At 70.0% G+C, this 24,101-nt stretch carries 24 protein-coding genes; 8 read left to right on the forward strand and 16 right to left on the reverse strand.

Annotated features, from left to right (window positions below):
* Window positions 1–13: 13 nt before the first annotated feature.
* Window positions 14–1,420 carry an MFS transporter gene (locus ABZS69_RS29660; RefSeq protein WP_355378318.1) on the reverse strand — a complete coding sequence of 469 codons (1,407 nt, stop codon included), beginning with the start codon at window positions 1,418–1,420 and terminating at the stop codon, window positions 14–16.
* A gap of 87 nt (window positions 1,421–1,507) precedes the next feature.
* Between ABZS69_RS29660 and ABZS69_RS29665 the strand changes: the two genes are divergently transcribed.
* The gene (locus ABZS69_RS29665) at window positions 1,508–1,894 is read left to right on the forward strand and encodes a MarR family transcriptional regulator (protein ID WP_355378320.1); all 387 of its coding nucleotides are present in this window, start codon (window positions 1,508–1,510) and stop codon (window positions 1,892–1,894) included.
* An 89-nt stretch (window positions 1,895–1,983) separates the two neighbouring features.
* On the opposite strand, the gene ABZS69_RS29670 is transcribed toward ABZS69_RS29665, so the two are convergent.
* The 6 genes from ABZS69_RS29670 to ABZS69_RS29695 all read right to left on the reverse strand — a co-directional run bounded on the left by ABZS69_RS29670 (window position 1,984) and on the right by ABZS69_RS29695 (window position 8,823).
* On the reverse strand, window positions 1,984–3,264 hold the full coding sequence (locus ABZS69_RS29670; RefSeq protein ID WP_355378322.1) for a thymidine phosphorylase: 1,281 nt from the start codon (window positions 3,262–3,264) through the stop codon (window positions 1,984–1,986).
* Between the two features lie 3 nt (window positions 3,265–3,267).
* Complete coding sequence (locus tag ABZS69_RS29675) at window positions 3,268–3,666, reverse strand: cytidine deaminase (RefSeq protein WP_355378324.1); 399 nt, start codon at window positions 3,664–3,666, stop codon at window positions 3,268–3,270.
* On the reverse strand, window positions 3,663–4,943 hold the full coding sequence (locus tag ABZS69_RS29680; RefSeq protein ID WP_355378325.1) for an ABC transporter permease: 1,281 nt from the start codon (window positions 4,941–4,943) through the stop codon (window positions 3,663–3,665). The genes ABZS69_RS29675 and ABZS69_RS29680 overlap by 4 nt, the downstream gene beginning before the upstream one ends.
* On the reverse strand, window positions 4,940–6,082 hold the full coding sequence (locus ABZS69_RS29685) for an ABC transporter permease (protein WP_355378327.1): 1,143 nt from the start codon (window positions 6,080–6,082) through the stop codon (window positions 4,940–4,942). The genes ABZS69_RS29680 and ABZS69_RS29685 overlap by 4 nt, the downstream gene beginning before the upstream one ends.
* The gene (locus ABZS69_RS29690) at window positions 6,082–7,668 is read right to left on the reverse strand and encodes an ABC transporter ATP-binding protein (protein ID WP_355378329.1); all 1,587 of its coding nucleotides are present in this window, start codon (window positions 7,666–7,668) and stop codon (window positions 6,082–6,084) included. Before ABZS69_RS29690 ends, ABZS69_RS29685 begins: the two co-directional genes overlap by 1 nt.
* A gap of 84 nt (window positions 7,669–7,752) precedes the next feature.
* Window positions 7,753–8,823, reverse strand: a complete 1,071-nt coding sequence (locus ABZS69_RS29695) for a BMP family ABC transporter substrate-binding protein (RefSeq protein ID WP_355378331.1) — start codon at window positions 8,821–8,823, stop codon at window positions 7,753–7,755.
* 289 nt (window positions 8,824–9,112) lie between these two features.
* Here ABZS69_RS29695 and ABZS69_RS29700 point away from each other — a divergent pair, with 289 nt between their 5' ends.
* Window positions 9,113–10,999, forward strand: a complete 1,887-nt coding sequence (locus ABZS69_RS29700) for a Xaa-Pro dipeptidyl-peptidase (protein WP_355378333.1) — start codon at window positions 9,113–9,115, stop codon at window positions 10,997–10,999.
* A 49-nt stretch (window positions 11,000–11,048) separates the two neighbouring features.
* Here the strand turns inward: ABZS69_RS29700 and ABZS69_RS29705 are convergent, their stop codons facing one another.
* Window positions 11,049–12,275, reverse strand: coding sequence for a M20 family metallopeptidase (locus ABZS69_RS29705; RefSeq protein ID WP_355378334.1), 1,227 nt, complete (start codon window positions 12,273–12,275; stop codon window positions 11,049–11,051).
* A gap of 493 nt (window positions 12,276–12,768) precedes the next feature.
* Between ABZS69_RS29705 and ABZS69_RS29710 the strand changes: the two genes are divergently transcribed.
* On the forward strand, window positions 12,769–14,160 hold the full coding sequence (locus ABZS69_RS29710; protein WP_355378336.1) for a peptide ligase PGM1-related protein: 1,392 nt from the start codon (window positions 12,769–12,771) through the stop codon (window positions 14,158–14,160).
* Here ABZS69_RS29710 and ABZS69_RS29715 read toward each other — a convergent pair.
* Window positions 14,132–14,365 (reverse strand): hypothetical protein, encoded by a 234-nt coding sequence (locus tag ABZS69_RS29715; RefSeq protein WP_355378338.1) that lies wholly within the window; start codon window positions 14,363–14,365, stop codon window positions 14,132–14,134. The genes ABZS69_RS29710 and ABZS69_RS29715 overlap by 29 nt on opposite strands.
* 89 nt (window positions 14,366–14,454) lie before the next feature.
* On the opposite strand from ABZS69_RS29715, the gene ABZS69_RS29720 reads away from it, so the two are divergent.
* On the forward strand, window positions 14,455–15,564 hold the full coding sequence (locus ABZS69_RS29720) for a D-alanyl-D-alanine carboxypeptidase (protein WP_355378339.1): 1,110 nt from the start codon (window positions 14,455–14,457) through the stop codon (window positions 15,562–15,564).
* Here the strand turns inward: ABZS69_RS29720 and ABZS69_RS29725 are convergent.
* On the reverse strand, window positions 15,553–16,515 hold the full coding sequence (locus ABZS69_RS29725; RefSeq protein ID WP_355378340.1) for a YihY/virulence factor BrkB family protein: 963 nt from the start codon (window positions 16,513–16,515) through the stop codon (window positions 15,553–15,555). The genes ABZS69_RS29720 and ABZS69_RS29725 overlap by 12 nt on opposite strands.
* Before the next feature lie 44 nt (window positions 16,516–16,559).
* Window positions 16,560–17,840 (reverse strand): amidohydrolase family protein, encoded by a 1,281-nt coding sequence (locus ABZS69_RS29730; RefSeq protein ID WP_355378341.1) that lies wholly within the window; start codon window positions 17,838–17,840, stop codon window positions 16,560–16,562.
* 61 nt (window positions 17,841–17,901) lie between these two features.
* Between ABZS69_RS29730 and ABZS69_RS29735 the strand changes: the two genes are divergently transcribed.
* Window positions 17,902–18,408: a MarR family transcriptional regulator gene (locus ABZS69_RS29735; protein ID WP_355378343.1), complete on the forward strand. Its 507-nt coding sequence runs from the start codon at window positions 17,902–17,904 to the stop codon at window positions 18,406–18,408.
* Between the two features lie 7 nt (window positions 18,409–18,415).
* On the opposite strand, the gene ABZS69_RS29740 is transcribed toward ABZS69_RS29735, so the two are convergent.
* Window positions 18,416–19,333 carry a haloalkane dehalogenase gene (locus ABZS69_RS29740; protein WP_355378344.1) on the reverse strand — a complete coding sequence of 306 codons (918 nt, stop codon included), beginning with the start codon at window positions 19,331–19,333 and terminating at the stop codon, window positions 18,416–18,418.
* A 42-nt stretch (window positions 19,334–19,375) separates the two neighbouring features.
* On the opposite strand from ABZS69_RS29740, the gene ABZS69_RS29745 reads away from it, so the two are divergent.
* From ABZS69_RS29745 to ABZS69_RS29755, 3 genes are all read left to right on the forward strand, one after another.
* The gene (locus tag ABZS69_RS29745; protein WP_355378347.1) at window positions 19,376–19,849 is read left to right on the forward strand and encodes a MarR family transcriptional regulator; all 474 of its coding nucleotides are present in this window, start codon (window positions 19,376–19,378) and stop codon (window positions 19,847–19,849) included.
* Window positions 19,850–19,920: 71 nt separating this feature from the next.
* Window positions 19,921–21,111, forward strand: coding sequence for a helix-turn-helix domain-containing protein (locus ABZS69_RS29750; protein ID WP_355378349.1), 1,191 nt, complete (start codon window positions 19,921–19,923; stop codon window positions 21,109–21,111).
* 77 nt (window positions 21,112–21,188) lie between these two features.
* Window positions 21,189–21,383, forward strand: coding sequence for a hypothetical protein (locus tag ABZS69_RS29755; protein ID WP_355378351.1), 195 nt, complete (start codon window positions 21,189–21,191; stop codon window positions 21,381–21,383).
* 65 nt (window positions 21,384–21,448) lie between these two features.
* Here ABZS69_RS29755 and ABZS69_RS29760 read toward each other — a convergent pair whose 3' ends face one another.
* From ABZS69_RS29760 to ABZS69_RS29775, 4 genes are read right to left on the reverse strand one after another with little or no spacing between them, the layout of a single operon-like run.
* Window positions 21,449–22,315: an MMPL family transporter gene (locus ABZS69_RS29760; protein ID WP_355378353.1), complete on the reverse strand. Its 867-nt coding sequence runs from the start codon at window positions 22,313–22,315 to the stop codon at window positions 21,449–21,451.
* A 35-nt stretch (window positions 22,316–22,350) separates the two neighbouring features.
* The gene (locus ABZS69_RS29765; RefSeq protein ID WP_355378355.1) at window positions 22,351–23,169 is read right to left on the reverse strand and encodes an alpha/beta hydrolase; all 819 of its coding nucleotides are present in this window, start codon (window positions 23,167–23,169) and stop codon (window positions 22,351–22,353) included.
* Window positions 23,170–23,221: 52 nt separating this feature from the next.
* Window positions 23,222–23,422, reverse strand: coding sequence for a hypothetical protein (locus ABZS69_RS29770; protein ID WP_355378356.1), 201 nt, complete (start codon window positions 23,420–23,422; stop codon window positions 23,222–23,224).
* Window positions 23,419–24,027, reverse strand: coding sequence for a hypothetical protein (locus ABZS69_RS29775; protein WP_355378358.1), 609 nt, complete (start codon window positions 24,025–24,027; stop codon window positions 23,419–23,421). Before ABZS69_RS29775 ends, ABZS69_RS29770 begins: the two co-directional genes overlap by 4 nt.
* Window positions 24,028–24,101: the final 74 nt, after the last annotated feature.

The following is a 24,101-nucleotide window of genomic DNA, read 5'->3' on the forward strand; positions in this document are numbered from 1 at the left end:
CTCGTGACGAGGGTCAGACGGTCTCGTAGACCTTGGCGTTCTCGCTCTCGACGGCCACGGCCTTGCGGGCGCGCAGCCCGGTCGCCGAGATCACCAGCCCGACCAGGGCCAGCACCAGCGAGACCAGGATCGCCGAGCGCAGCGAGCCGATCGAGAGCGTCTCGCCGCCGCCCGAGGTGAGCACGGCGGTGACCACGGCCAGCACGATCGCGCCGCCCACCTGGCCGGAGGTGTTGAGCAGCCCGGAGGCCAGCCCCTGCTCGTCGTCGTCCACGCCGGTGGTGGCCTGGATGTTCAGCGAGGGGAACGACAGCGCGAACGCGATGCCCATCAGGAGCATGCCCGGGATGACCAGGCCGCCCAGGCTGGGGTTGCGGTCGATGCCGAGGAACATCGCGTACCCGCCGGCCAGCGCGGCGGAGCCGATGACGATCAGCTTGGCGGTGCCGAACCTGTCGGCGAAGTCGCCCATCTTGGTCGAGGTGACCGCGACCAGCAGGCCGGCGGGCAGGAACGCCAGGGCGGTGCCCAGGGCCGACCAGCCGAGGAGGTTCTGGAAGTACTGCATGGCCACGAACTGGAAGGCCACGTACGAGCCCATGAGGATGAGCAGCCCCAGGTTGGCGCGGACGATGTGGCCGGAGCGCAGGATGCCGAGGCGCACCAGCGGGTGCCGCGTCCGCAGCTCGGCGAAGACGAACAGGCCGATCAGCACGGCCACCGCCACCAGCGAGCCGATGGTCTGCAGCGAGGTCCAACCGGCCTCGGGCGCCTGCACGACCGTGAACACCAGCAGCAGCATGGAGGCGGTGATCAGCACGGCGCCGATCAGGTCGTGACCGCCTTCGGCCCGCTCGTCACGGCCGCGCAGCACCCGCGGCGCGACCAGCAGCGCGATCAGCGCCACGGGAACCGGCATCAACAGCGTCCAGCGCCAGCCGATCTCGGTGAGCAGACCGGACAGCACGAGGCCCAGCGAGTAGCCGCTGGCACCGGAGGCGGTGAAGATGCTCAACGCCTTGTTGCGCTCCGGTCCCTCAGGAAAGGTCGTCGTGATGATCGACAAAGCCGCGGGTGCGGTGAACGCGGCGGCCACACCCTTGACGAACCGGGCCGCGATCAGCAGCCCACCGTCGTCCACAATGCCACCGAGCAACGACGCAACGGCGAAGACCCCCAAAGCGACCAGGAACACCCTGCGCCGCCCGAGCAGGTCGGCGGTCCTGCCCCCGAGCAACAGAAGACCGCCGTAGCCGAGCACGTAGCCGCTGACCACCCATTGCAGAGATGACGTACTCAGGCCCAGGTCGTGCTGAATGGCGGGAAGGGCGACACCGACCATCGAGACGTCAAGGGCGTCAAGGAAGATCACTGCGCAGAGCACGGCGAGCGCGCCCCAACGGGATGAGGAAGAGGACATGGGACAGAACAATACATGCGTCTGCATCTAATGCAAACGCATTTAATGCCGTTGCATCAGTTTTAGCGAAGTGGTAACCTCCGCGACATGGACGAGGAGTTCGTGGTCGACACCTGGCATTACGTCCTGGCCAAGCACGCCAAGGCCATGTGCGCCCTGGAGCGTGAGCTGGGAGATCGGCATGGGCTGGGGCCGAGCGAGTTCGAGGTGCTTGACCGGATCGTCCATCACGACAGGAAGCTGCGCATCCAGGAGCTCTGCGACGAGGTCCACCTGAGCCAGAGCGCGCTGTCCCGGGTGGTGGCCCGCCTGGAGAAGGCCGCGCTCGTGTCGCGCGGGGTCTGCGACGCGGACCGGCGGGGCGTGTTCGTCTGCATCACGGACGAGGGCCGCGCCCGCCACGCCGAGGCCCTCCCCACGCAGCGGGCCGTCCTGACCGAGATCTTCGCCGACGCCCCGGCCCTGGCCCGCTGACCCATCCCCCGGCGTCCTTTCGCGCAGCGACCCCATAGCCCTTCCAGGCCGCTGCGGCGAGAAGCGAGCGCCCCTCGGGGCGGGGCTCGTCAGGAAGCGGTGATGCGGTCGATGACCAGGGGCAACTGGTCCCCACTCGTCGGGCCCACCGCGTAGCCGCCCTCCAGCGCCTCCAGGGCACGCTCGAACCGGGCCGTCTCATCCGCGTGCAGCGTCATCAGGGGCTGCCCCGCGCGCACCAGATCCCCAGGCTTGGCGTGCAGGGTGATCCCGGCCCCGAACGACACCGGGTCCTCCTTGCGCGCCCGGCCGGCTCCGAGCCGCCAGGCGGCCAGCCCCACGGCGTACGCGTCCAGCCGGGTCAGCACCCCGGACGCGGGCACCTCCACGGTCAGGGTCTCCGCCGCCCGGGGAAGCAGGGCGTCGGGGTCGCCGCCCTGCGCCACGATCATCCGCCGCCACGCGTCCATGGCCGACCCGTCGGCGAGGGCCTTCGCGGGGTCCTTGCCGGACGACACCCCGGCCGCCTCCAGCATCTCGCGCGCCAGCCGTACCGTCAGCTCCACGACGTCGGCGGGCCCGCCGCCGGCGAGCACCTCGACCGACTCCGCGACCTCCAGCGCGTTGCCCACGGCCCGGCCCAGCGGCCGGTCCATCGCCGTCAGCAGCGCCACCGTGCGGACCCCCGCGTCGGTCCCCAGGGCCACCATGGTCTCGGCCAGCTCCCGAGCCGTCTCAGGGGTCTTCATGAACGCCCCGGAGCCCACCTTCACGTCGAGGACGAGCGAGCCGGTGCCCTCGGCGATCTTCTTGGACATGATCGAGGAGGCGATCAGCGGGATCGACTCGACGGTGCCGGTGACGTCGCGCAGCGCGTACAGCTTCTTGTCGGCGGGCGCCAGCCCCGACCCGGCCGCGCACACGACCGCGCCCGCCGAGCGCAGGACCTGCAGCATCTCGTCGTTGGAGAGCGAGGCCCGCCAGCCGGGGATCGACTCGAGCTTGTCGAGCGTGCCGCCGGTGTGCCCGAGCCCGCGGCCCGAGAGCTGCGGCACGTACGCCCCGCACGCCGCCACCAGCGGCGCCAGCGGCAGCGTGATCTTGTCGCCGACGCCGCCGGTCGAGTGCTTGTCGGCGGTGGGCCGGTCGAGCGCCGACCAGTCCATGCGCTCGCCCGAGCGGATCATGGCCTGGGTCCAGTCGGCGATCTCGCGCCGGTTCATGCCGTTCAGGAGGATGGCCATGGCCAGCGCGGACATCTGCTCGTCGGCGACCACGCCGCGGGTGTACGCGTCGATCACCCAGTCGATCTGGGCCGTGGTCAGCTCGCCCCGGTCGCGCTTGCCGCGAATGACCTCGATGGCGTCCATGGCTCAGGCGCTCCGGCTGAGGTCCTCGGGACCGAACGCGTACGGCAGGATCCCCGCCATCCGCTTCGGCCCGTCCACGGTCTCGACCAGCAGGTCCTCGCCGCCGAACTCGTACAGCAGCTGCCGGCAGCGCCCGCACGGCATCAGCAGCTCGCCGTGCCCGTCCACGCAGGTGAAGGCCACCAGCCGGCCGCCGCCCGACGCCTGCAGCGCCGACACCAGGCCGCACTCGGCGCACAGGCCCAGGCCGTAGGAGGCGTTCTCGACGTTGCAGCCGGAGACGATCCGCCCGTCGTCCACCAGCGCCGCCGCCCCCACGGGGAACTTCGAGTACGGCGCGTACGCGTTCCGCATGGCCTCCGCGGCCACGTTACGCAGGCCGTCCCAGTCGATGGTGCTCAATGTTGTTCCCCCCGGCGGTAGCGCACGCCGTCGGCCTTGGGCATTCGCAGCCGCTGCGAAGCCACCATGAGCACGAGCAGCGTGAGCACGTGTGGTGTGATGAAGACGAACTCGTTCGGCAGCTGGTCGACGGTCCGCCAGAGCCAGAAGAGCACGACCATGCCCGCGGCGGCGACCGCCATCAGCGTATATTCCCTGGCGCCCCTGGCCGCGAGCTCGGCGGGCCGGTCGGGCGACAACATCCGGCGGACCCTGCCGATCAGGTAGCCGAGCAGCAGCACGGCGCCGAACAGGAAGAACGAGGTGATCGCCTGGTTGCTGCGCAGTTGGAGACCGTCGGCGTAGCCGAACAGCGAGGCGCCGACGGCGAGCCCGCCGGGGCGCCAGTTGCCGAAGATCATGGCGGCCAGGCCGATGAAGCCGCGCCCTTGCGTCTGGCCCTCGACGTACTTGGTGGAGACGAAGACCAGGAACACGCCGCCGAGCCCGGCGAACGCGCCGGAGATGACGACCGCGACGTACTTGATCCGGTAGACGTTCACGCCCAGCGACTCGGCCGCCCACGGGTTCTCGCCCGCCGAGCGCAGCCGCAGCCCGAACGCGGTGTGCCAGAGCACGAAGAACGTCACGGGCAGCAGCAGGACCGCCAGGACGACGAGCACGTTCACGTCGTGCGTGAGCCCGCGCAGGATGCCCGCCAGGTCCGAGAGGAGGAACCAGTGGGTCCCTTCCAGCTTGCCCAGCAGGTCGGGCCCGTCGGAGAGCAGTGGCAGGCTGACCGACGGCGCGGGCGAGGTGATCGCGGGCGAGCTGGTGATGCCGGCGCCCGCGTCCCCCGCGTGGGTGCCCTCCTTGTAGAGCACCTCGGACAGGAAGCGGGTGACACCGGGGCCGAGCAGGTTGATCGCGACACCGCTGATGATGTGGTCGACGCCGAACGACACGGTCGCGATGGCGTGGATGAGCCCGCCGAGCGCGCCGCCGAGCAGCCCGGCCAGCAGCGCGGCCCAGGCTCCCCACTGGTATCCGGCCCAGCCGGCGAACCAGGTGCCGAGCACCATCATGCCTTCGAGGCCGATGTTGACCACGCCGGCCCGCTCGGCCCACAGGCCGCCGAGGCCGGCCAGGCCGATCGGCACCGCCAGCAGCAGGGCGGCGGCGAACGTGCCGGACGAGGTGATGTCGTTCTGGCCGGACACGACGCGCACCAGCGACATCAGCAGGATGAGCGCGGCGATGCTGACGAGCACCAGGTGGTACTTGGTGAACCTGGTCATGCTGCCACCTCAACCGGAGTGTTCATGCCGAGCTTCTGGGCGGCCCGGCGCTCCTCGAGTCTGAGCGCGAGCCGGTTCGTCACCTCGTTGGCCACGACGACCAGCAGGACGGTGACGCCCTGGATGATCGTGATGACGGACGGCGGGACGTTCGCGATCTGCAGCGCGCCCTGCGCCCGGTCGAGGAAGGCGAACAGCAGCGCGGCGACCGCGATGCCGACGGGCTTGTTCCGGCCGAGCAGCGCCACCGCGATGCCGAGGAAGCCCAGTCCGGCGGTGAAGTTGGAGTTGAAAGCGCCCTTGTCGCCGAGGATCTCGGGCAGGCCGATGAGCCCGGCGATCGCGCCGGACAGCACCATCGCCGCGATGACCATCGTCTTGGGGTTGACGCCGGAGGCGAGGGCGGCCGGGCCGTTGAGGCCGCTGGCCTTGACGTTGAAGCCGAACCTGGTCCGCTCCAGCAGCACCCAGACCACCACGCCGAGCACGATCGCCACGGTCAGGAAGCCCCACAGGCCGCCGCCGCGCGTGGGCGGGAGCAGGCCGAACCCGTCGAACAGGAAGTTCAGGTTGGGGAACATGGCCGACTCGGGCAGCTGCGGCGTGGTCGTGGTGAGCTGGCCCGCGGCGCGCTGGCCCGCGAAGGGGCCGCGTACGAGGTAGGACGTCAGGTTGATCGCGATGTAGTTCAGCATGATCGTGGCGATGACCTCGTTCACGCCCCTGGTCACCTTCATGACCGCGGGGATCAGCGCGTAGAGGCCGCCGACGGCCGCGGCGACCACGATGATCACCGCGATCTGGATCGGCGCGGGCGCCTCGAACGTCGAGCCCACGTACGCCGCGACGATGGCCGCGAGCCGGTACTGGCCCTCCACGCCGATGTTGAAGAGGTTCATGCGGAAGCCGACGGCCACCGCGAGACCGGCGATGAACAGGGGCACGGCCCGGTTGAGGAAGGTCGCGATGCCGTTGGAGACGGCCCGCGGGGTCGCGCCGAAGTCGAAGAAGGCGGCGAACGCGTCGAACGGGCTGGCGCCCGCCGCGATGATCGCCACGCTGGAGATCGCGATCGCGAGGACGATGGCGACGACGGCGCCCGCCACGGTGAGCAGCGCCCGGTTGAGCCCGGCGGGCATCACGTCTCCTCAGTGCCGGCGATGGCGCCGGTCATGTAGCCGCCCAGCCGCTCGGGCGTGATGTCGGAAGGGTCGAGCGCGGCCACGAGCCGTCCGCGGTAGATCACCCGGAGCGTGTCGGACAGGCCGATCAGCTCGTCGAGGTCGGCGGAGATGAGCAGCACGGCCAGCCCGGCCGCCCTGGCGTTGCGCAGGTGGTCCCAGATGGCGGCCTGCGCGCCGACGTCCACGCCTCTGGTGGGGTGGGCGGCGATGAGGAACCTCGGCTCGCCGCTCATCTCGCGGCCCACGATCAGCTTCTGCTGGTTGCCGCCCGACAGGGCCAGGGCCAGGGTGTCGACGCTGGGCGTGCGCACGTCGTAGTCCTTGACGATGCGCTCGGTGTCGGCCTTCGAGGCCCGCCGGTTGATCCAGATGCCGCTGCGCGCGGGCCGCCTGGTCTGGTGGCCGAGCACGCGGTTCTCCCACAGCGAGGCCTCCAGCAGCAGGCCCTGCCGGTGCCGGTCCTCGGGGATGTAGCCGATGCCGGACTCCCGGCGCTTGAGCGTGGACCAGTCGCTGATGTCCTGGCCGTCCAGCTCGATGCTGCCGTGCGCGGGCCGGATGCCCATGATCGCCTCGATCAGCTCGGACTGGCCGTTGCCCTCGACGCCGGCGATGCCGAGGATCTCGCCGCGGTGGATCTCGAACGACACGTCGTCGAGGAGCAGCCGCTTGCCTTCTTCGCGCAGCTTGGCGGGGTCGGCGGAGGCGTGGTAGCCGTCGGCCTCCATGGTGACCTGGGCGACCCGCAGCGTCACGACGTCGGTCACCGTGGACTCGCGGGTCTCGGGCGTGGGCAGCTCGCTGCCGACCATCAGCTCGGCGAGCTGGCGGGCGGTGACGTCGCCGGGGTTCACGCTCGCGACCGTGGTGCCGCGCCGGATCACGGTGATCGCGTCGGCGATGCCGAGCACCTCGTCGAGCTTGTGGGAGATGAAGATGACGGTCAGGCCGTCGGCCTTGAGCTCGCGCAGGTTCTGGAAGAGCTCCTCGACCTCCTGCGGCACGAGCACGGCCGTCGGCTCGTCGAGGATGAGGATGCGCGCGCCCCGGTAGAGGACCTTGAGGATCTCGACGCGCTGGCGGTCGCCGACGCCGAGGTCCTCGACGAGCTTGTCGGGGTCGACCCGCAGGCCGTGGCTCTCGGCCAGCTCGGTGATGCGCCTCCTGGCGGAGGCCAGGTCGAGCATGCCGACCTTCTTCGGCTCGGCGCCGAGGACGATGTTCTCCAGCACCGTGAGGTTGTCGGCCAGCATGAAGTGCTGGTGGACCATGCCGATGCCGACGCCGATGGCGTCGCTCGGCGTACGGAAGCTGACCTCGGCGCCGTTGATCTTGATGCTGCCCTCGTCCGGCTTCTGCATGCCGTACAGGATCTTCATCAGCGTGGACTTGCCCGCGCCGTTCTCCCCGACGATGGCATGCACCGTGCCCGGTTCTACGGTGATGCGGATGTCGTGGTTCGCGACGACACCGGGGAAACGCTTGGTGATGCCCTCCAGCTCTACAGCGGGTTTCGCCGTGGCCAGGGTGTCAGCACTCATTTCGCCTCTCCTAGCGGGGGGCGGGGGATAGACAGAAGGCCCGAAGTGGGGACTCCGGGCCCTCAGCTGTCACTCCTACCCCGATTACGGCTTCGACGGAACCGTGATTTTGCCGTCGACGATGTCCTTCTTGGCCGCGTCGAGCTTGTCCTTGATGTCGTCGATCTCGCCGCCGGTGGTGGACAGGCCCACGCCGTCGACCTTGAGGTCGTACGTGGTGTTGCTGCCGCCCTTGGCGCCGCCCTGGAAGGCCTTGATGAACTCGAACACGCCGACGTCGACGCGCTTGAGCATCGAGGTCATGATGACGCTCTGCAGGTCGGTCTCCTTGACCGTCTGGCGCTGGTCGGAGTCGACGCCGATGGCCTTCTTCTTGGCCGCGGCCGCCGCCTGGAACACGCCCAGGCCCGAGTCGCCGGAGGCGTGGTAGACGATGTCGGCGCCGTCCTGGTACATCTTCTCGGCCGCGACCTTGCCCTTGTCGGGGGCCTTGAAGCCGGAGAAGTCACCGTCGGGGGTGAGGTACTTGATATCGATCTTGGCGTCCGGCTTGACCGACTTCACGCCGGCCACGTAGCCCGCCTCGAACTTCTTGATCAGGTCGTTCTCGACGCCGCCGACGAAGCCCACGTGGTTGGACTTGGACTTGGTGGCCGCCGCGACGCCCGCCAGGTAGGAGCCCTGCTCCTCGGCGAACAGCAGGCCGGTCACGTTGGGCCCGTTGGAGGCGGAGTCGACCACCGCGAACTGGATGTCGGGGTACTCGGCCGCCGTCTTCTTGATGTCGTCGCCGTACGCGAAGCCGACGCCGATGATCGGGTTGTAACCCGCGTCGGCGAGCTGGCGCAGCAGGTCGCCGCGGTTGGAGCCGTCGGCCGCCGGGCTCAGCTCCTTGATCTCCGCGTTGAGGTCCGTCTTGGCCTTCTCCAGACCGGCGTAGGCCGCGTCGTTGAAGGACTTGTCACCGCGCCCGCCGACGTCGAACGCCAGCCCGACCTTGAGCCCGCCCTTCGGCGCCTCACTGCTCGCGCCGGCGCTGCTCGGCGCCTCGCTGGCCGTGGTGCCCCCGCCGCCGCCACCACAGGCGGCAACTGCCATGAGCATGACCCCGGCTACCGAGCCGATCGCCATCCTGTTGAATCGCTTGCCGAGCAAGGCGACTCCCTTCCCTTTCCCCGTCGTCTTCGCCGCTGTCGATACTTCATCGCACACGCGAAGCACGTACGGCACCTGCACGGAAGATAGTTGCTTGACCAGGGCGAACCAAACCAGCACACAGGGTCGCAACCGCTCCGTTATCGACATCACTCGCGTCCGTGACCTGACGCGCCAATTCAACCCAATCCGTGACACACGGAAAGATTTGCCCAACTTTGACCCTTGTGTCGGGGCGGGTCATGACGGAGATTCCGACAGACGGTGGAAATCTGAGCTCGGAGCCCGTATGCACCCTTGGAAGGTCCTGACCGTACCGCTGGCCACGCTGCTCGTCGTGGCCCTGAGTGGAACCACCCCCGCCACGGCCGGGACACCGGCCATCAAGGTCGAGAACCGCGCCACGCAGCCCGTCTTCTCCCGGGCGGACGCCGTCAAGCAGACGGTGTTCGTCGAGGTCGAGGGCACTGACAGCGACAACGACGGCCGGCCCGACCGGGTGGCCGTGGACATCCTGCGCCCCAAGGAGACCGACCAGGGCCTGAAGGTCTCGGTCATCATGGAGGCCAGCCCGTACTACGCCGGCGGCAACGACGTCGCCAACCACCTCGTGGACGTGGACGCGAACGGCAACCCGCTGCCCACCCTCGCCTCGGCCACGAACAAGCTGGCCTCCGAGCCGTTCGACGGCTACTACGACAACTACTTCCTGCCCCGCGGGTACGCCGTGGCGCTGGTGGAGAACCTCGGCAGCGGCCGCGCCACCGGCTGCCCCACCAGCGGCGACCGCAACGAGACGGCCGGCCCGAAGGCCGCGATCGACTGGCTGAACGGCCGCGCCAAGGGCTTCGACGCCGACGGCAACCCGGTCGAGGCGACCTGGTCCACGGGCAAGGTCGGCATGATCGGCGTCTCGTACAACGGCACGCTGCCCAACGCGGTCGCCGCGACGGGCGTGGAGGGCCTGAAGACGATCGTGCCGATCGCCGCGATCTCCAGCTGGTACGACTACTACCGCGCCAACGGCGGCGTGCTGGCCCCCGGCGGCTTCCAGGGCGAGGACCTGGACGTACTCGCCAAATACGTGCTGACCAGGGAGAACGGCCAGGCGGCCTGCGGCGCCCTGATCGACGGGATCACCACGGCCCAGGACCGGATCACCGGCGACTACAGCCCGATGTGGGACGCCCGCAACTACCTGAACGACGTCGGCAAGGTCAAGGCCAGCGTCTTCCTCGTGCACGGGCTCAACGACTGGAACGTCAAGACCAAGCAGTTCGCCCAGTGGTGGTACGCCCTGGCCAAGCGGCACGTGCCACGCAAGATCTGGCTGCACCAGGGCACCCACATGAACCCCTTCAACCTGCGCACGGCCGAGTGGCTGCGCCAGTTGCACGGCTGGTTCGACTACTGGCTGTACGGGATCGACTCGGGCATCATGCGCGAGCCGCAGGCCGACGTGGAGATCGCGCCCGGCCAGTGGAACCAGCACGCCTCGTGGCCGCTGCCCGGCGCGACCACGGTGCCGCTCTGGCTGGGCTCGGGCTCGAAGCTGGGCCTGCTGCCCAGCCCGCGCTCGGCCAGGGAGTCGTTCACGGACCAGAAGGCCAGGACGGCCGAGCAACTGGTGGAGGCGACCGGCTCCGACCCGAACCGGCTGGCGTACCTGACCGGTGACCTGCCCTCCGACGTGCGGATCTCCGGCACGCCGACGGTGTCGGTGCGGGCCTCGCTGAAGGACGGCGCCTCGCCGTACCTGACGGCCCTGCTGGTGGACTACGGCACGGACGTCCGCGCCACCGGCGCGCTGGTCTCGACCGGCCAGAACTACTGCTACGGCCAGGGCATCCCGGGTGACACGGGTTGCACGACGCTCAGGACGCTCGGCACGGCCACCACCCCGTACAAGATCGTCACCAGGGGCTGGCTGGACGTCCGCAACCGGCACCGCCCGGACCGGACCGAGGCCCTGCGCCCGGGCAACGAGTACGCGTTCACGTGGGACTTCCAGCCGACGGACTATCTGTTCAAGAAGGGCCACCGGCTGGGCCTGGTGATCATCTCGACCGACGTCGACTACACCCTGCGCTACCCGGCGGGCACGAAGATCACGCTCTCCCCCGGACAGTCGGCGCTGCGGCTGCCCGTGGTCTTCGGCACCTTGCCGCGGCCATGAAAAAAGTCCCCCGCCGTAGTACGGCGGGGGACGACAAGCTGTCGCAGGACTACTTGGCCATCGCGGTGGTGACCGGGTCGAGCGGGCCGACCTCCCACAGCGCGGTCAGCGCGGTGGCGGCCATGACGCGCACGCCCATCGCGATCGCCTTCTCGTCGACGTCGAAGGTGCCCTGGTGGATGTCGTACGTCATGCCGTCGGGCGAGCGCGTGCCCAGGCGGGCGAACGCGCCGGGGGTCGACTCGAGGTACCACGCGAAGTCCTCGCCGCCGAGCGACTGCTGGGTCGGGACCACCGCGCCCGCGCCCAGCACGCGCTCGGTGGCCTCGGCCAGCATCTCGACGCTGACCTCGTCGTTGACCACCGGCGGCACGCCGCGCGTGTAGTCCATTTCGGCCTCCACGCCGTAGGCGCCGGCCACCGACTCCAGCAACGACTTGATCAGGTCGGGCGCGGCGTGCCAGGCCCCCTCGTCGAGGCAGCGGACCGTACCGGCGGCGAGGCCGTCGTCGGGGATCGCGTTGGCCGCGGTGCCGGCCTCGACCTTGCCCCAGACCAGGCTGAGCGAGGACCGGGGGTCGACGCGGCGCGACAGGGCGGCGGGCAGCTCGGTGAGGATCTTGGCCAGCGCGAAGACCAGGTCGGCGGTCAGGTGGGGGCGGGCGGTGTGACCGCCGGGGCCCGACACCCTGACGACCAGCTTGTCGCAGGCCGAGGTGATGGGGCCGGGCTTGAGCCCGACCTGGCCGACGTCCACGCGCGGGTCGCAGTGGAGGCCGAAGATGCGGTCGACGCCGCTGATGCCGCCCTGGGCCATGACCTCGAGCGCGCCGCCGGGCAGCTCCTCGGCGGGCTGGAAGATCAGGCGCACCCGGCCGGGCAGCAGGCCCGCGGCGGCCTGCTGGGCGAGGAAGAGCGAGGTGCCGAGCAGGACCGTGGTGTGCACGTCGTGGCCGCACGCGTGGCAGACACCGCCCACGGTGGAGCGGTAGGGCACGTCCTTCTCGTCCTGCAGGGGCAGCGCGTCGATGTCGGCGCGCAACGCGACGGTCGGGCCGTCGCCGCTGCCCACGTCGCAGATCAGCCCGGTGCCGCGCGGGAGCACCGACGGGGTCAGCCCGGCGGCGGTGAGCCGCTCGGCGATCCGCTGCGTCGTGCGATATTCGGCGAAGGCCAGCTCAGGGTGCATGTGCAGGTCGCGGCGAAAGGCCACGAGATCCTGCTCGGTCTCCGCCAGGAACGCGTCGAGTTCCCCCCGAAGCTCACGTCCCCGCATATGTCACCGTCCCGTCCACGCCGCGCGCCCTAATATGTCTGACCACTGCGGCTCATCCGCTGTGAAAACTCGTCCATCCCACCGCGGCCCCCCGGTCGAGCGGCCACTCGGCGGATCAAAAAACACACCCTCTGGTTGGGGTGCGCGAGATCGTCAGCATGGGCTTTGCGTTCGTCGGTCGCGAGCGCCGCTGCAGCCCGGGAACACAGCGGTCGGCCGTGAGCCCGATGGCGATGCTTCGACTTTATCGCCCCGGCGCAAGTCCGCGGTGACAGATACTCCAAAAGTTCCGGTGAGCATGTCCGTAACCCCAGGTGGTCACGGCCCGTGAACGTTCAGGTGATCCGGAAATGGTCACAACGGATCAGTAGATCATGACCCAATGCTGCCAGTTCAAACGTGGTCAGCGATTACGAATCCTGTCACCTTATGTCATGGTCATCACACTTCGGCGATGGCTGCATTTGAGAAGAATGCGTGTTTCACTCGCAATATGATCACTAATATCCCGTTCGGGGAGAAGTATGCTGGGTTGAGCATCTTCGAGCCGGGCGAGGGGACCCTGGTGGTCGTACCCTCGCTCTCCCTTCCACAGGATGAGCTCCGCCGGATCACGGCGGCCAGGTCCTACGAGGAGCGGCTGCTGTTCCTGCTGCTCACGCTGCGCGAGCCCGGGGTGAAGGTGGTCTACCTCTCCTCCGCGCCCATCGATCCCGACATCATCGACTACTACTTCGCGTTCCTGCCGGACCCGGATGACGCAGCCAAGAGGCTCACGCTGATCAGCCTCGACGACCCTTGGTCTCAGCCGCTGACCAAGGCCCTGCTCGCGCGTCCGGACGTGTTGAAGCAAGTGCGCGCGGCCGTCGATGGAGACGCCTGGCTGGTGCCGTTCGTCCTGAGCGAGCTCGAGGAGGAGCTCGCCGCGTTACTCAACGTCCCCCTCTACGGACCTGCCACCTCCCTGGCCTATTACGGCTCCAAGAGCGGGGCGCGCGAGGTCGGCCACGAGGCGGGCGTGCCGATGCCGCGGGGCTTCGGCGACGTCCGGCACGTGCTGGAGATCGAGGAGGCGATCGAGGCGCTGCCGGGCGAGCGGGTGATGGTCAAGCTGAACGACAGCTACTCCGGGCTCGGCAACGCGATCGTCACCAAGGCCGACAGGTCCCAGACCAGCTTCTCGGCCTCCGGGGAGACCTGGGCCGACTTCACCACGAAGATCAGGGACCGGGGGGCGGTGGTCGAGGAGTTCATCGAGCACCGGCCGCTGTTCTACCCGAGCGCGCTGGCCTGCATCACGCCGGGCGGCCAGGCCCGGGTGCTGGCCACGCACGACCAGGTGCTCGGCGGGCCCAACGGCCACGTCTACCAGGGGTGCACGTTCCCCGCGGCGAGCGAGTACCGGTCCGAGGTGGGCTCGTCCGCCGAGCGGATCGCCCGCGTCCTGGCCGACCGGGGCGTGGTGGGGATCTTCGGCATGGACTTCTTCACGCTGAAGGCCGACGCCGGGTACGCGGCGCTGCTGTGCGAGATCAACCTGCGGATCGGCGGCACCACGCATCCGTTCGGCGCCGCCGTGCTGACGACCGGGGCCACGTACGATCCGGCCACCGGCCTCCTCATGTCCGGAAATCAGCCGAAGTTCTACACCGCGACTGACAATTGCTCCTCGTCCTGCTTACGCGGGCGCAGCCCCGGCGAGGTCGTGCGCATGGCGGACCGGCTCGGGGTCGGGTTCGACGCGGAACGGCGTACCGGGAACGTCTTCCACCTGCTCGGGGCCGTCCCCGAGCACGGGAAGCTGGGCTTCACCTCGATCGGCGACTCACGGGAGGAGGCCGACGAACTGCACGCCCTCACCCGGCGTCTCCTGTGCGGCCCTTGACCCCCTTCCCGCCGCTCCCGCGCAGGCCCCGCCAGCCGATCACCCCCAGCACGACGGCGAGGATGATGTTCACCGCGATCAGGATTCCGTGCACCACGTAGAAGCTGGTCGGATGCCCGTCGGCCAAGTTAAACCCGAGGTTCACCCACTCGAAGATCATGAATGCGCCCAGGATGATGAGGAATCCGGCGATCTTTCGTGACATCTGTGCCTCTCTAGTATCGAAGGTGGATCAACGGGGGATGTGTCGCCACATGGCCATTCACTCGAAGCTACGCTGAGACCGCCATGTGGATGAAACTCGTGCCCGTCACGGCACTCATCGCCTCGGTCTCGCTCACCGGTGGGACCGCGTATGCCGCCCCGACGACACCGGTCGGGGGTGACGCGCTGGGCAGCCGCGGCCTGGTCGCGCCCAAGGGCGTCAAGGAGCCGCCCAAGACCGAGGCTACGTCGTTCGTCATCGCGGACGTGGACACGGGAGAGGTGCTCGCGGCCAAGGACGCGCACGGGCGTTACCTGCCGGCCAGCACGCTCAAGACGCTGACCGCGCTCACGCTCATCCCCAAGCTCGACAAGGACCGCAAGATCCGGCCCAGCGAGAACGCCTGCAACCAGGAGGGCACGGCGGTCGGCCTGTCGGTCAAGGCGACGTACAAGATCGAGGACCTGTTCAAGGCGCTGATGATGTCGTCCGGGAACGACGCGGCCATGGCCCTGGCCGAGACGAACGGCGGCCTGGCCAAGACCATGAGCGACATGAACGCCGAGGCCAAGCGGCTGCAGGCGTTCGACACCGTGGCAAAGACGCCCAGCGGGCTGGACAAGCCGGGGCAGAGCAGCTCCGCGTACGACCTGGCGCTGATCGCCCGCGCCGGCCTCGCCAATCCCGCTTTCCGTGGATATATCAGTACGAAGACGTCTAAGTTCCCGGCCCCCAAGGGCTATTACGAGATCAGCAACCACAACAAACTGCTCTGGCGCTACAAGGGCATGATCGGCGTCAAGAACGGCTGGACCTCGAAGGCCCAGGGCAGCTTCGTCGGCGCGGCCACCCGCGACGGGCACACGATCGTCGTGAGCATCATGCGGCACGAAGGGTACTTCTGGGACGAGGTGGCCAAGCTGCTCGACTGGGGCTTCTCGGTCCGGGGCAAGGCCCAGCCGGTCGGCCGGCTCGTGGACCCGGTCCCCGACGTCCAGGCCGCCCCGCGCTCCTCCGCCCCGCCGGCCGCCTCCAAGGTCACGCCCGCCGCCCAGCCGCCGCTGCTGGACACGGCCGCCTCCAAGCAGACCGACTCCACGAAGACGATCGGGTCCGTGGTGATCGGCGGGGGGCTGCTGTTCGGGCTGGTCTGGCTGGGATACGGCATCCGCCGCCGGCGCGGCCGCTCAGGCACCTGACACGCCCTCGCGCACGGCCCAGGCGTCGGGGTTCGTGGACGGGACCGGGGTCGGGGACGGCGGCGGGCAGCGGCCGGCGGTGGCCGTCCAGGCGGCGACGTAGAGCACGAGCCTGGCCGAGAAGTTGATCCAGATGAGCAGCCCGACGATGACGGCGAACGTCCCGTAGACCGGGTTGCTCAGCGTGTGCCCGAGCAGCAGCGTCGCCGCCTGCTTGAGCACCCCGAACCCGATCGCGCCCAGCAGCGCCCCCTTGGCGATCAGCCGGAACGACCGGGCCGGCCGGTCCACCCACCCGAGCAGGATCAGGAACAGCAGCCAGTCGGCCGCCACGCTCGCCGCCACCCCCGCGAGCCGCAGCACCCAGGTGGCCAGCGCCGACTCGCTCCCGAAGACGAACTCCATGACCTTGTCCGTGGCCGTGGTGGCGAACCCGGCGACCAGCACGGACGCGATCATCGTGACCCCGATCAGGACGATCGAGACCAGGTCGCGCACCTTGCCCATGAGGAATCCGGGCGGCGAGGCGGTGGTCATCGACATCTCGCGCAGGGCCTGGCGCAGCGCGTCGAGCGCGCCGAGCCCCGCGTAGAGGAGGCCGAGCAAGCCGATGATCCCGGCGGCCTCCCTGGCCCCGCCGATGGCGTCGAGGTTGAGCTGGGTGGCGATGCCGGGCAGCCGCTCGGCGATGGCCTGCTCCAGCGCTTTCCTGGTGGTCTCGCTGGTCGCCACCGCGAACCCGAGCACCGCGTACGCGAGCGCGACGAGCGGGAAGAACGACAGGAACGCGAAGTACGTGACGGCGCCCGCCAGCAGGTCGCCGGACTGGAACTGGTAGCGCCGCACCGCCCTGATCCCGTGGTCGAGCGCCGGCCGGCGTTCCCGCCAGCGGGTCACCTTGCCGCGGCCCCACGCTTTGACAGCTTTGATCTGCTTCATCACGCTCGCCATCACGCGCCTCCTGGGGACCCACTACCCCGGCGCCGGGGCGACGATCAGGGGTTTGCCACGGTACCGGCCGATTCGATCAGTGCCGAGAGGATTGCCGCAAGATCGTGGTGGAGCAGCCGCCCATCACGCTTGACCACCCGTCCCCCGACCAGGACCGTGTCCACGGCACTGGTGTCGGCGTTGAGCACGACGGCGCCGATCGGGTCGTGCGCCGCCGCCATGCCGAGCGTGTCCGTACGCAGCAGCACCAGGTCGGCCTGCTTGCCCGGCCGCAGCGAGCCGACGACGTCGGCCAGTCCGAGCACCTGGGCGCCCTCGATGGTGGCCATGCGCAGCGCGTCCCGGGTGGTGAAGCCCATGCCGGCGCCGCCGGGACGGCCGCGTTCGAGCAGGTGGGCGGTCCGCATCAGGCTGAACAGGTCTCCGGGCGCGCAGACCACGGTGTCCGCGCCGAGGCCCGTCGGGATCCCCGCGGCCCTCAGCCGGCCCGTGGCCGGGTAGCCGAGGCCCAGGTTCATCTCGTCCACGGGAGCGAGCGAGGCCGTGCCCCCGGCGGCCGCGATGCGCGCGAGCTCCTCGTCGGTGTAGTGCAGCGCGTGGACGAAGGTCGTGGGGGTGGCCAGCAGGCCGTTCGCCTCCAGGAACGCGAGCCCGCGCGCGGCGCTCTCCGGGCCGTGGCCGCCCAGGTGGGCGGTGACGGGCAGGCCGAGCTCGGCCGCCACCCGCCACTCCTCCAGCGCGCGCTCCTCCCCCGCGATCTCCGGACCGAACGCCGCGACCGCCATCGTGACCAGCTCGGACGCGCCGGAGAGCGTGTCGTGGATCCGCCGGGTCTCCTTGGTCAGCTCGCCGGACCCGCCGCCGTAGCAGTAGCCGAACACGGCCCTGATGCCGGACTCGTCCAGCGCCCGTACGGCCGAGTCGGTGTGGTCCGGGCTGAACTGGACGTGCGACCAGTCGAGCAGCGTGGTGACGCCCGCGTCCAGGCACTCCAGCGCGCCCGCGAGGTTGCCCGCGTAGACGTCCTGGGGGCGGTGGCGGGGGGCGAGCTCGGTGATGACCCGCCGCAGATAGGTGTCGAACGTGATGTCGGTCGCGACGGCCCTGATGCCCGCCTGCCAGGTGTGGCGGTGGGTGTCGACGAACCCGGGCAGCACGATCCGCCCGGTCGCGTCGATCACCTCCGCGCCGGGGACCTCCGGCAGGCCGGGGCCGACCTCGGCGATGCGGCCGTCCTCGATCCGCACGTCCACCTGGCCCAGCACGACGGGCTCCGGCTCGGTGTCGACGACGACGCCGTTCCTGATCAAGATCGTAGATGTCATGACCGAAAGCTTAGTGAGAAGCTTTTTAGAAAGCAATATTGCGACAGGTATCCTCGATGGCGTGAACCACGATGAGGTCGACGCGATGGTCCCCCGCTGGGAGGAGGCGGGCCTGTCGCCGTCCCTCATCGCCACCCTTGAGCTCAGCAAGCGGATGTCGCGGCTGCACCTGCTGTTCGACCAGGTGATCAAGGCCGAGCTGGCCGAGCTGGGGCTGACGTACGCCGAGTTCGACGTGCTGGCCGCGCTGAGCCGGGCGGCGCCGACGTACCGGATGAAGCCGAGCGAGCTGTCGAAGTCGCTCTTCCTCACCTCGGGCGGGATCAGCAACGTGCTGCAGCGGCTGACGGCGGCGGGATACGTCGAGCGCGAGGCCAACGCGGGCGACGCGCGCAGCCGCTGGGTCCAGCTCACGGAAGAGGGACAGCGCGTGGCGACGGCCGCGCTGGTGGCCTCGGGGCGGGCACACGAGGAGGTGGCGGGCGGGGTCCCGGACGAGATCGTCCGGGAGGCGGCCGACGCGCTCCGCGAGATCCTCTCCCGCATCGGCCGCCGCCGCTACCGCTGACCCCCCTTTAGGATGCGCTCCCCCGCAGCCCGTGGCGGGCCGCCCAGGCGGCGATCGCGGCGGCGATGGCCTCGGGGCGGTCCTCGGGGACGTGATGGCCGGCCGGGCCGCAGTGCTCGACCTCCAGGGCGGCCATGTTCGCGACACACCAGGCGGCCACCTCCTCCCCGATCAGCAGCGTCGGGGAGGAGTCGAAGGTGAGCAGCAGCTTGGGCACCTCATCGCTGGCCGCGAACCACTTCCCGTAGGCGTCCACCCGCTCGGCCACGTCGGCGGGCTCGCCGTCCAGCGGCAGGGACCGAGCCCACTCCAGCAGCGGCCGCCTGCTCTCCCGGGTGGGGTACGGCGCCCGGTACGGCTCCTTCTCCTCCTCGCTCAGGCTCGTCAGCACCCCGCCCGAGAACGCCGTCTCCACGAGGAAGTTCTGGTCGAGCGCCAGCGACTCCCCCTGGGCGCTGCGCAGGGTCTCGGCGCGGGCCCGCGGCGCCTCGCCCAGGTCGCCCCAGCTCATCCCGCGGACGATGGTCTCCATGAACGCCACCCCCCGGACGCGCTCCGGGTGCCGGGAGGCCCAGTCGAAGGCGAGCGCGCCACCCCAGTCGTGCCCGACCAGCACCACTTCCTCCAGCCCGAGCGCGTCGAACCACGCGTCGAGGTAACGGGCGTGGTCACCGAACCGGTAGGGGAGGTCCGGCTTCCCCGAACGCCCCATGCCGATGAGGTCAGGGGCGAGCAGGCGGCCGTCCAGCTCCGGCAGCACCTTCCGCCACAGGTGGGACGAGGCGGGGTTCCCGTGCAGGAACACGATGGGCAGGCCGGAGCCGCCGGAGTCCTCGAAGTACATGGTCGAGTTGAGCACGTCGATCGTCGGCATAGCGGTTCTCATTTCGTAAGTGCGACTAACGTTTGTGACACTAACGAACATATATCGTTAGTGTCACTAACGCAAGCGGCTATGATCGGGAGCATGACGGACGACTTCAGGGCCACCCCCGCACCGCTGCGGCTCCTGCCCAGCCGGACGCTGTCGCTGGTCGCGATGTACTCCGACCGGCTGGTGAACGAGGGCCTGGCCGCCGTCGACGCCCGCAAGTGGCACTACGCGGCGCTCGTCGCACTGCGCGAGGCGGGCCCGGTGAGCCAGGCCGAGCTGAGCAGGCGCACCGGCATCTACCGCAGCGACATGGTCGCCGTGATCAACGAGCTCGCGGAGCGCGGCTTCGTCGAACGCACCCCCGACCCCGCCGACCGCCGCCGCAACGTCATCACCATCACCCCCGAGGGCCTCCAGCAGGTACGACGGCTGCACACGCTCATCGCGAGCCTTCAGGACGAGCTGTTCGCCCCTTTGAGCCAGCCGGAACGCGAGCAGTTGTCAGGTCTGCTGACCCGTCTCCTGGAGCACCATTCGCGCCCCGGCAGCTCCTCTGAGCAGGGCTGAATCCAGGACAGGCGATCTCCTGGAGCCCTAGCCTGTGGGATGTCGGGACCCACCCAGGAGGCGTCACGTCCATGTCCGAAATAGCCACCGGGCAGATGATCAGGCTCCAGCGCGAACGAAGGGGCATGAGCACCACCGCGCTGGCGACCCAGTCCGGCTGCACCCCCAGGCACATCGAGCTGATCGAGCACGGCAAGCGAACCCCCTCGCTCCCCCTCCTGCGGGAGATCGCCAAAGTGCTGGGCGTACGCACCGCCGTGCTGTTAGGAGAGACCCCGCGCGACTCGCACGAGCCCAGCAGGCCGCAGATCAGCGACATCGAGCGCGCGCTGTTCACCTGGCACTCGGTGGAGCCCGACCTCGAGCCGCCCGACGCCGACCAGCTCTCCGAACGGGTGGCGTCGGCACGCAACGCCTGGTTCACCTCGGCGCACCGCTACTCGATCCTGATGGCGGCCCTGCCGTCCCTGATCTCCGACGCCGAGAACCTCGCACTCGCGGACACGCCGCAGGCCCACAGCGTCGCGTCCGACGCGTACATGCTGGCCAGGGGCGTGCTCAAGCACCTGCGGCGGGTGGATCTCGCCCATCTGGCCGCGGACCGGGCCATGCGCTTCGCGGAGGAGACGGGCGATCCGCTGATCCGGGCGTGGGCGTACTGGAGCCTGGGGCAGTCGATGTTGTCGGACGACATGCACCAGATCGCGTACGACGTCGGGCGGCGCGGCATCGAGATGCTGGAGCCCCACGTCGGCGACGGCGACGACCGCCACGTCAAGGCGCTCGGCGCGCTGCACCTGCTGACCGCGATCGGCGCGGCCCGCGCGGGCGACGACGACGAGGCCAGGGAGATCGTACGCGGGCCCGCCGCCCGGCTCGCGCAGCGCGTCGAGGACGGGGCCGACGTCTACGACCTGGCCTTCTTCGGGCCGACCAACGTCGCCATCCACATGGCCAGCATCGAGAACGACATGGGGCGCCCGGAGGCGGTGCTGCAGATCGCCGACGACATCGACCTGCGGCGCACGCCGTCCATCGAGCGGCGCGCCACCCACCTCAGCCAGGTCGCCCGCGCCTGCGAGGACGTGGGCGACGACGCCGCCAGCCTGCTCCACCTCCTGCGGATCGAGCGCGAGTGCCCGGAGGAGCTGGACCACAAGCTGCTGCTGCGGGAGATGGTGCGGTCGCTGGCGCGGCGCGCGCGACCGTCGTGGGCGCCGGAGGTCCGCTACCTGGCCGAGCGCCACGGCATCGCGAACTGACAGTTCGGGCTTGGCGAACGGGGAGTTCTGCGGCCCGAGTTCGTCACGGAACGGGGTGCGGGTGACACTCTGCGTTCATGACCATAGCGCCGAGTGCCGAGTTCGTCATGGAACGACTGCTTCAGGAGGCGACGCGGGAGTTCCCCGGGTGGTCGTTCCAGCGGGACCACTCAGGCTGGACCGCCACCCACGGGGACACCCGGCTCACCCGCCCCAGCCTGGCGGCCCTCCGAGCCCTGCTCCGGCTCCACCGCGGGACCCGGAGAACCTGACCGGCCCGCCTCGGCGACCCGCCGAGAGCTCGCCACCCCGGCCCCTCAACCGCCAGGCCAGGACCTCAGCGACCCGAACCCTCAGCTGCCGGCCAGACTGCGCTCGCAGGGGGCTTGACCGATGCAGCGGGCGCAGGATCGTATGCAGAGGGCATCCATCTCAGCCATCGTGGCAGCGCCCAGGCATGTACCCCCATAAGGGACATAGCCGCTGGCAGGAGCACTCCGCGCACGAGGGTGGCGCCGATGAGGATGGCGATCGAGAGCCCCACGCCCATCATTTTGTATTCGATGGCCGTCAGGACGACGAAGACGGTGAAGGCGCCGGTCATGATGACGGCGGCGCTGGTGACGACGCCTGCGCTGCCGCGTACACCGGTGACAATCGCGTCGCGGACGCCCGCGCCGGCGGCGTGATGTTCCCGGATCCGGCTCAGGATGAAGATGTGGTAGTCCATGCTCAGGCCGAAGAGGATCACGAACATGAACAGCGGCAGCCATCCGACCACGCCGCCGTAGGGGGTGAAGCCGAGCGCTGAGCTGACGTGACCATCCTGGAATATCCAGGTCAGGACGCCGTAGGCGGAGCCGATCGACAGCAGGTTGAGGGCGATGGACACCAGCGGGACGGCCAGCGAGCGGAAGGACACGACGAGCAGGACGAACGCCAGGACGAGGACGAAGCCGAAAACCAGCGGCGTGCGGCTGGTGAGCTGCTTGGTGAAGTCGTACGGCACCGCGGTCTTGCCGGCGACCGCGTAGCCGACGCCGTCGAGGGAGCCGAAGGCGGCGGGCAGCGTCTGCCCGCGCAGGTTCTCCAGCGACCGGTTGGCCGCCTCGCCCGTCCCGAAGTGCGCCAGCCGCCCCTCCGCCGCCCGCCCGGCACCCCGGCGACCCCGCCCCTCAACCCCGCGCCAACGCCAGACGCTCAACAGCCGACCAGGAGTCCAGCGCGCCCCTCGGCCCCTCAACCGCCGGCCTGGTCGAGGACCTTGGCGGCGAAAGCGTCGATGACGGCGGCGACCTCGCCGGGCGCCTTGACGTGGGCGGCATGCCCCTGTCCGCGCAGCACCACCCGCTCCGCCCCCGGCATCACCCGCTCCAGCGCGTCGAGCCGCTCCCCGAGATGCGCCGGGCTGCGGTCGCCGCCGAGCAGCACCGTGAGCACCTCTATCCCCGAGTAGGCGTCGAGCCGCACCCCCAGCGAGTCCATCCCTGCGTTGTCCTCGATCTGCGACGGAACGAGCGCCCGCATCCTCGGCGCCACCGTCACGAACACCCCAGCCAGGACCGCCACCCACGCGGGCACCCGCACGGTCTCCCGCAGGAAAACCCTCATCGCCTTCCCCGGCCGCCCGGCCGCGATCGCCGCCCGGGCCCGCGCGTGGACCTCACCGTGCGGCCCGCCAAGCGGCGCCCCGATCACGGTGGGCGGCTCGTACAGGACCGCCCCCGCGAACGCCGACGGATCGGCTGCCAGGGTCTCCAGCGCGATCACGGCACCCGAGGAGTGCCCGACGAGCACCATCGGCCCGCCGCCCAGCGCCGCCACCACCGCCAGCACGTGCTCGACCTCCTGCGCGACCGTGCAGGAGGCGCCGTCGAGATCGAGCCGGTACCGCCGCCGGTGCAACCGCACGACCCGATGGCGCGCGGCGAGCCGCTCGGCCACCTCCCGCCAGGACGAGCCGTCGTCGAGGCCAGGATGGAGAACGAGAACGATCGGCCCCCGCCCTTCGTCAACGGCCAGCGCCTCGGTCCCGTCGGCCGTCATGACCCTGATCATCAGTCCCCCTTAGCGCCGCTAAGGCGAATTTAGCACCGCTAAGGCAACACGGCTACTGCTCGTCCGGCGGTGACTCCTCCACGGTCGGCAGGCGTGCCGCGTCCTGGTACGCCCGGGTGACAGCGGCGATCATGGCCAGCAGCGCGACGACGGGCGCGACGATCCAGCCGATCTCCCCGGAGGCGTACCAGGCGGGAATCAGCTGCGCGGCAGCCAGGAAGACCCAGAAGCCGGGCGTTCCAGGGACTCTCAAAACCGGCTCTCCCATACGTACCAGGGGCCCCGGATATGGGTGTATCCGGTGTGGGACTCGGCCGGCGGCTCACCGCCGGGGCTCCACGCGAACCCGTGACGGTCGAGGAACCCGGTGCCGCTCACCAGGAACCGCGCCCCGCCCTCGATCCGCTCGATCGACGTCAGCGGATAGAGCCCCGCCCATTGGTCGTCAGGCCCGGCGGGCTCGTCTCCCGAGGCCACCGTCCGCGCGAACTGCTCCAGGCTCGACTCCGAGAGCGCGAACCGGGCAGTGAACGGCAGATCGGCGTACACCAGGCCGACCACGGCCACTCCCATGACCGGCGCGCACACCCAGCGCACCCAGTGCCGCCGCAGCCCGGCGCGGCCGTCCGAACGCAGCAGACCCACCACGAACCGCGCGGTCCAGACGACGACCGTGCCCAGCCCCAGCATCAGGCCCGTCAACACCAGCGGGAAGGGACCGCCACCCGGCAGGCTCCAGTGGTTCAGGATGATCAGCGCGAGCAGGGCGACAAGGGGAAGCAGCACCTTGCCGGGCGGGCCGATCAGGATCCGGGTGAGCTCCGGTAACGGAGGTCGCGCGGTGACGTCGTCGGGCACGCCGCGAGCGTATCGCGGCGGGCCCGCGTGGGAGGAGCTACTGGCCCGGGTGGAAACGCACAGCCTGGACGAGC

The sequence above is a fragment of the Nonomuraea sp. NPDC005650 genome (assembly GCF_040605375.1).
Lineage (GTDB): Bacteria > Actinomycetota > Actinomycetes > Streptosporangiales > Streptosporangiaceae > Nonomuraea.

What these genes read in the sequence shown, in the direction of transcription:
- ABZS69_RS29720 (WP_355378339.1), top strand. Translation starts at nt 14,455, where the DNA reads ATGAAACTCGTGCCCGTCACGGCACTCATCGCCTCGGTCTCGCTCACC.
- ABZS69_RS29680 (WP_355378325.1), bottom strand. Translation starts at nt 4,943, where the DNA reads ATGACCAGGTTCACCAAGTACCACCTGGTGCTCGTCAGCATCGCCGCG.
- ABZS69_RS29765 (WP_355378355.1), bottom strand. Translation starts at nt 23,169, where the DNA reads ATGATCAGGGTCATGACGGCCGACGGGACCGAGGCGCTGGCCGTTGAC.
- ABZS69_RS29690 (WP_355378329.1), bottom strand. Translation starts at nt 7,668, where the DNA reads ATGAGTGCTGACACCCTGGCCACGGCGAAACCCGCTGTAGAGCTGGAG.
- ABZS69_RS29710 (WP_355378336.1), top strand. Translation starts at nt 12,769, where the DNA reads ATGATCACTAATATCCCGTTCGGGGAGAAGTATGCTGGGTTGAGCATC.
- ABZS69_RS29750 (WP_355378349.1), top strand. Translation starts at nt 19,921, where the DNA reads ATGTCCGAAATAGCCACCGGGCAGATGATCAGGCTCCAGCGCGAACGA.
- ABZS69_RS29665 (WP_355378320.1), top strand. Translation starts at nt 1,508, where the DNA reads ATGGACGAGGAGTTCGTGGTCGACACCTGGCATTACGTCCTGGCCAAG.
- ABZS69_RS29660 (WP_355378318.1), bottom strand. Translation starts at nt 1,420, where the DNA reads ATGTCCTCTTCCTCATCCCGTTGGGGCGCGCTCGCCGTGCTCTGCGCA.
- ABZS69_RS29715 (WP_355378338.1), bottom strand. Translation starts at nt 14,365, where the DNA reads ATGTCACGAAAGATCGCCGGATTCCTCATCATCCTGGGCGCATTCATG.
- ABZS69_RS29740 (WP_355378344.1), bottom strand. Translation starts at nt 19,333, where the DNA reads ATGTTCGTTAGTGTCACAAACGTTAGTCGCACTTACGAAATGAGAACC.
- ABZS69_RS29685 (WP_355378327.1), bottom strand. Translation starts at nt 6,082, where the DNA reads ATGCCCGCCGGGCTCAACCGGGCGCTGCTCACCGTGGCGGGCGCCGTC.
- ABZS69_RS29745 (WP_355378347.1), top strand. Translation starts at nt 19,376, where the DNA reads ATGACGGACGACTTCAGGGCCACCCCCGCACCGCTGCGGCTCCTGCCC.
- ABZS69_RS29670 (WP_355378322.1), bottom strand. Translation starts at nt 3,264, where the DNA reads ATGGACGCCATCGAGGTCATTCGCGGCAAGCGCGACCGGGGCGAGCTG.
- ABZS69_RS29725 (WP_355378340.1), bottom strand. Translation starts at nt 16,515, where the DNA reads ATGGCGAGCGTGATGAAGCAGATCAAAGCTGTCAAAGCGTGGGGCCGC.
- ABZS69_RS29700 (WP_355378333.1), top strand. Translation starts at nt 9,113, where the DNA reads ATGCACCCTTGGAAGGTCCTGACCGTACCGCTGGCCACGCTGCTCGTC.
- ABZS69_RS29705 (WP_355378334.1), bottom strand. Translation starts at nt 12,275, where the DNA reads ATGCGGGGACGTGAGCTTCGGGGGGAACTCGACGCGTTCCTGGCGGAG.
- ABZS69_RS29730 (WP_355378341.1), bottom strand. Translation starts at nt 17,840, where the DNA reads ATGACATCTACGATCTTGATCAGGAACGGCGTCGTCGTCGACACCGAG.
- ABZS69_RS29755 (WP_355378351.1), top strand. Translation starts at nt 21,189, where the DNA reads ATGACCATAGCGCCGAGTGCCGAGTTCGTCATGGAACGACTGCTTCAG.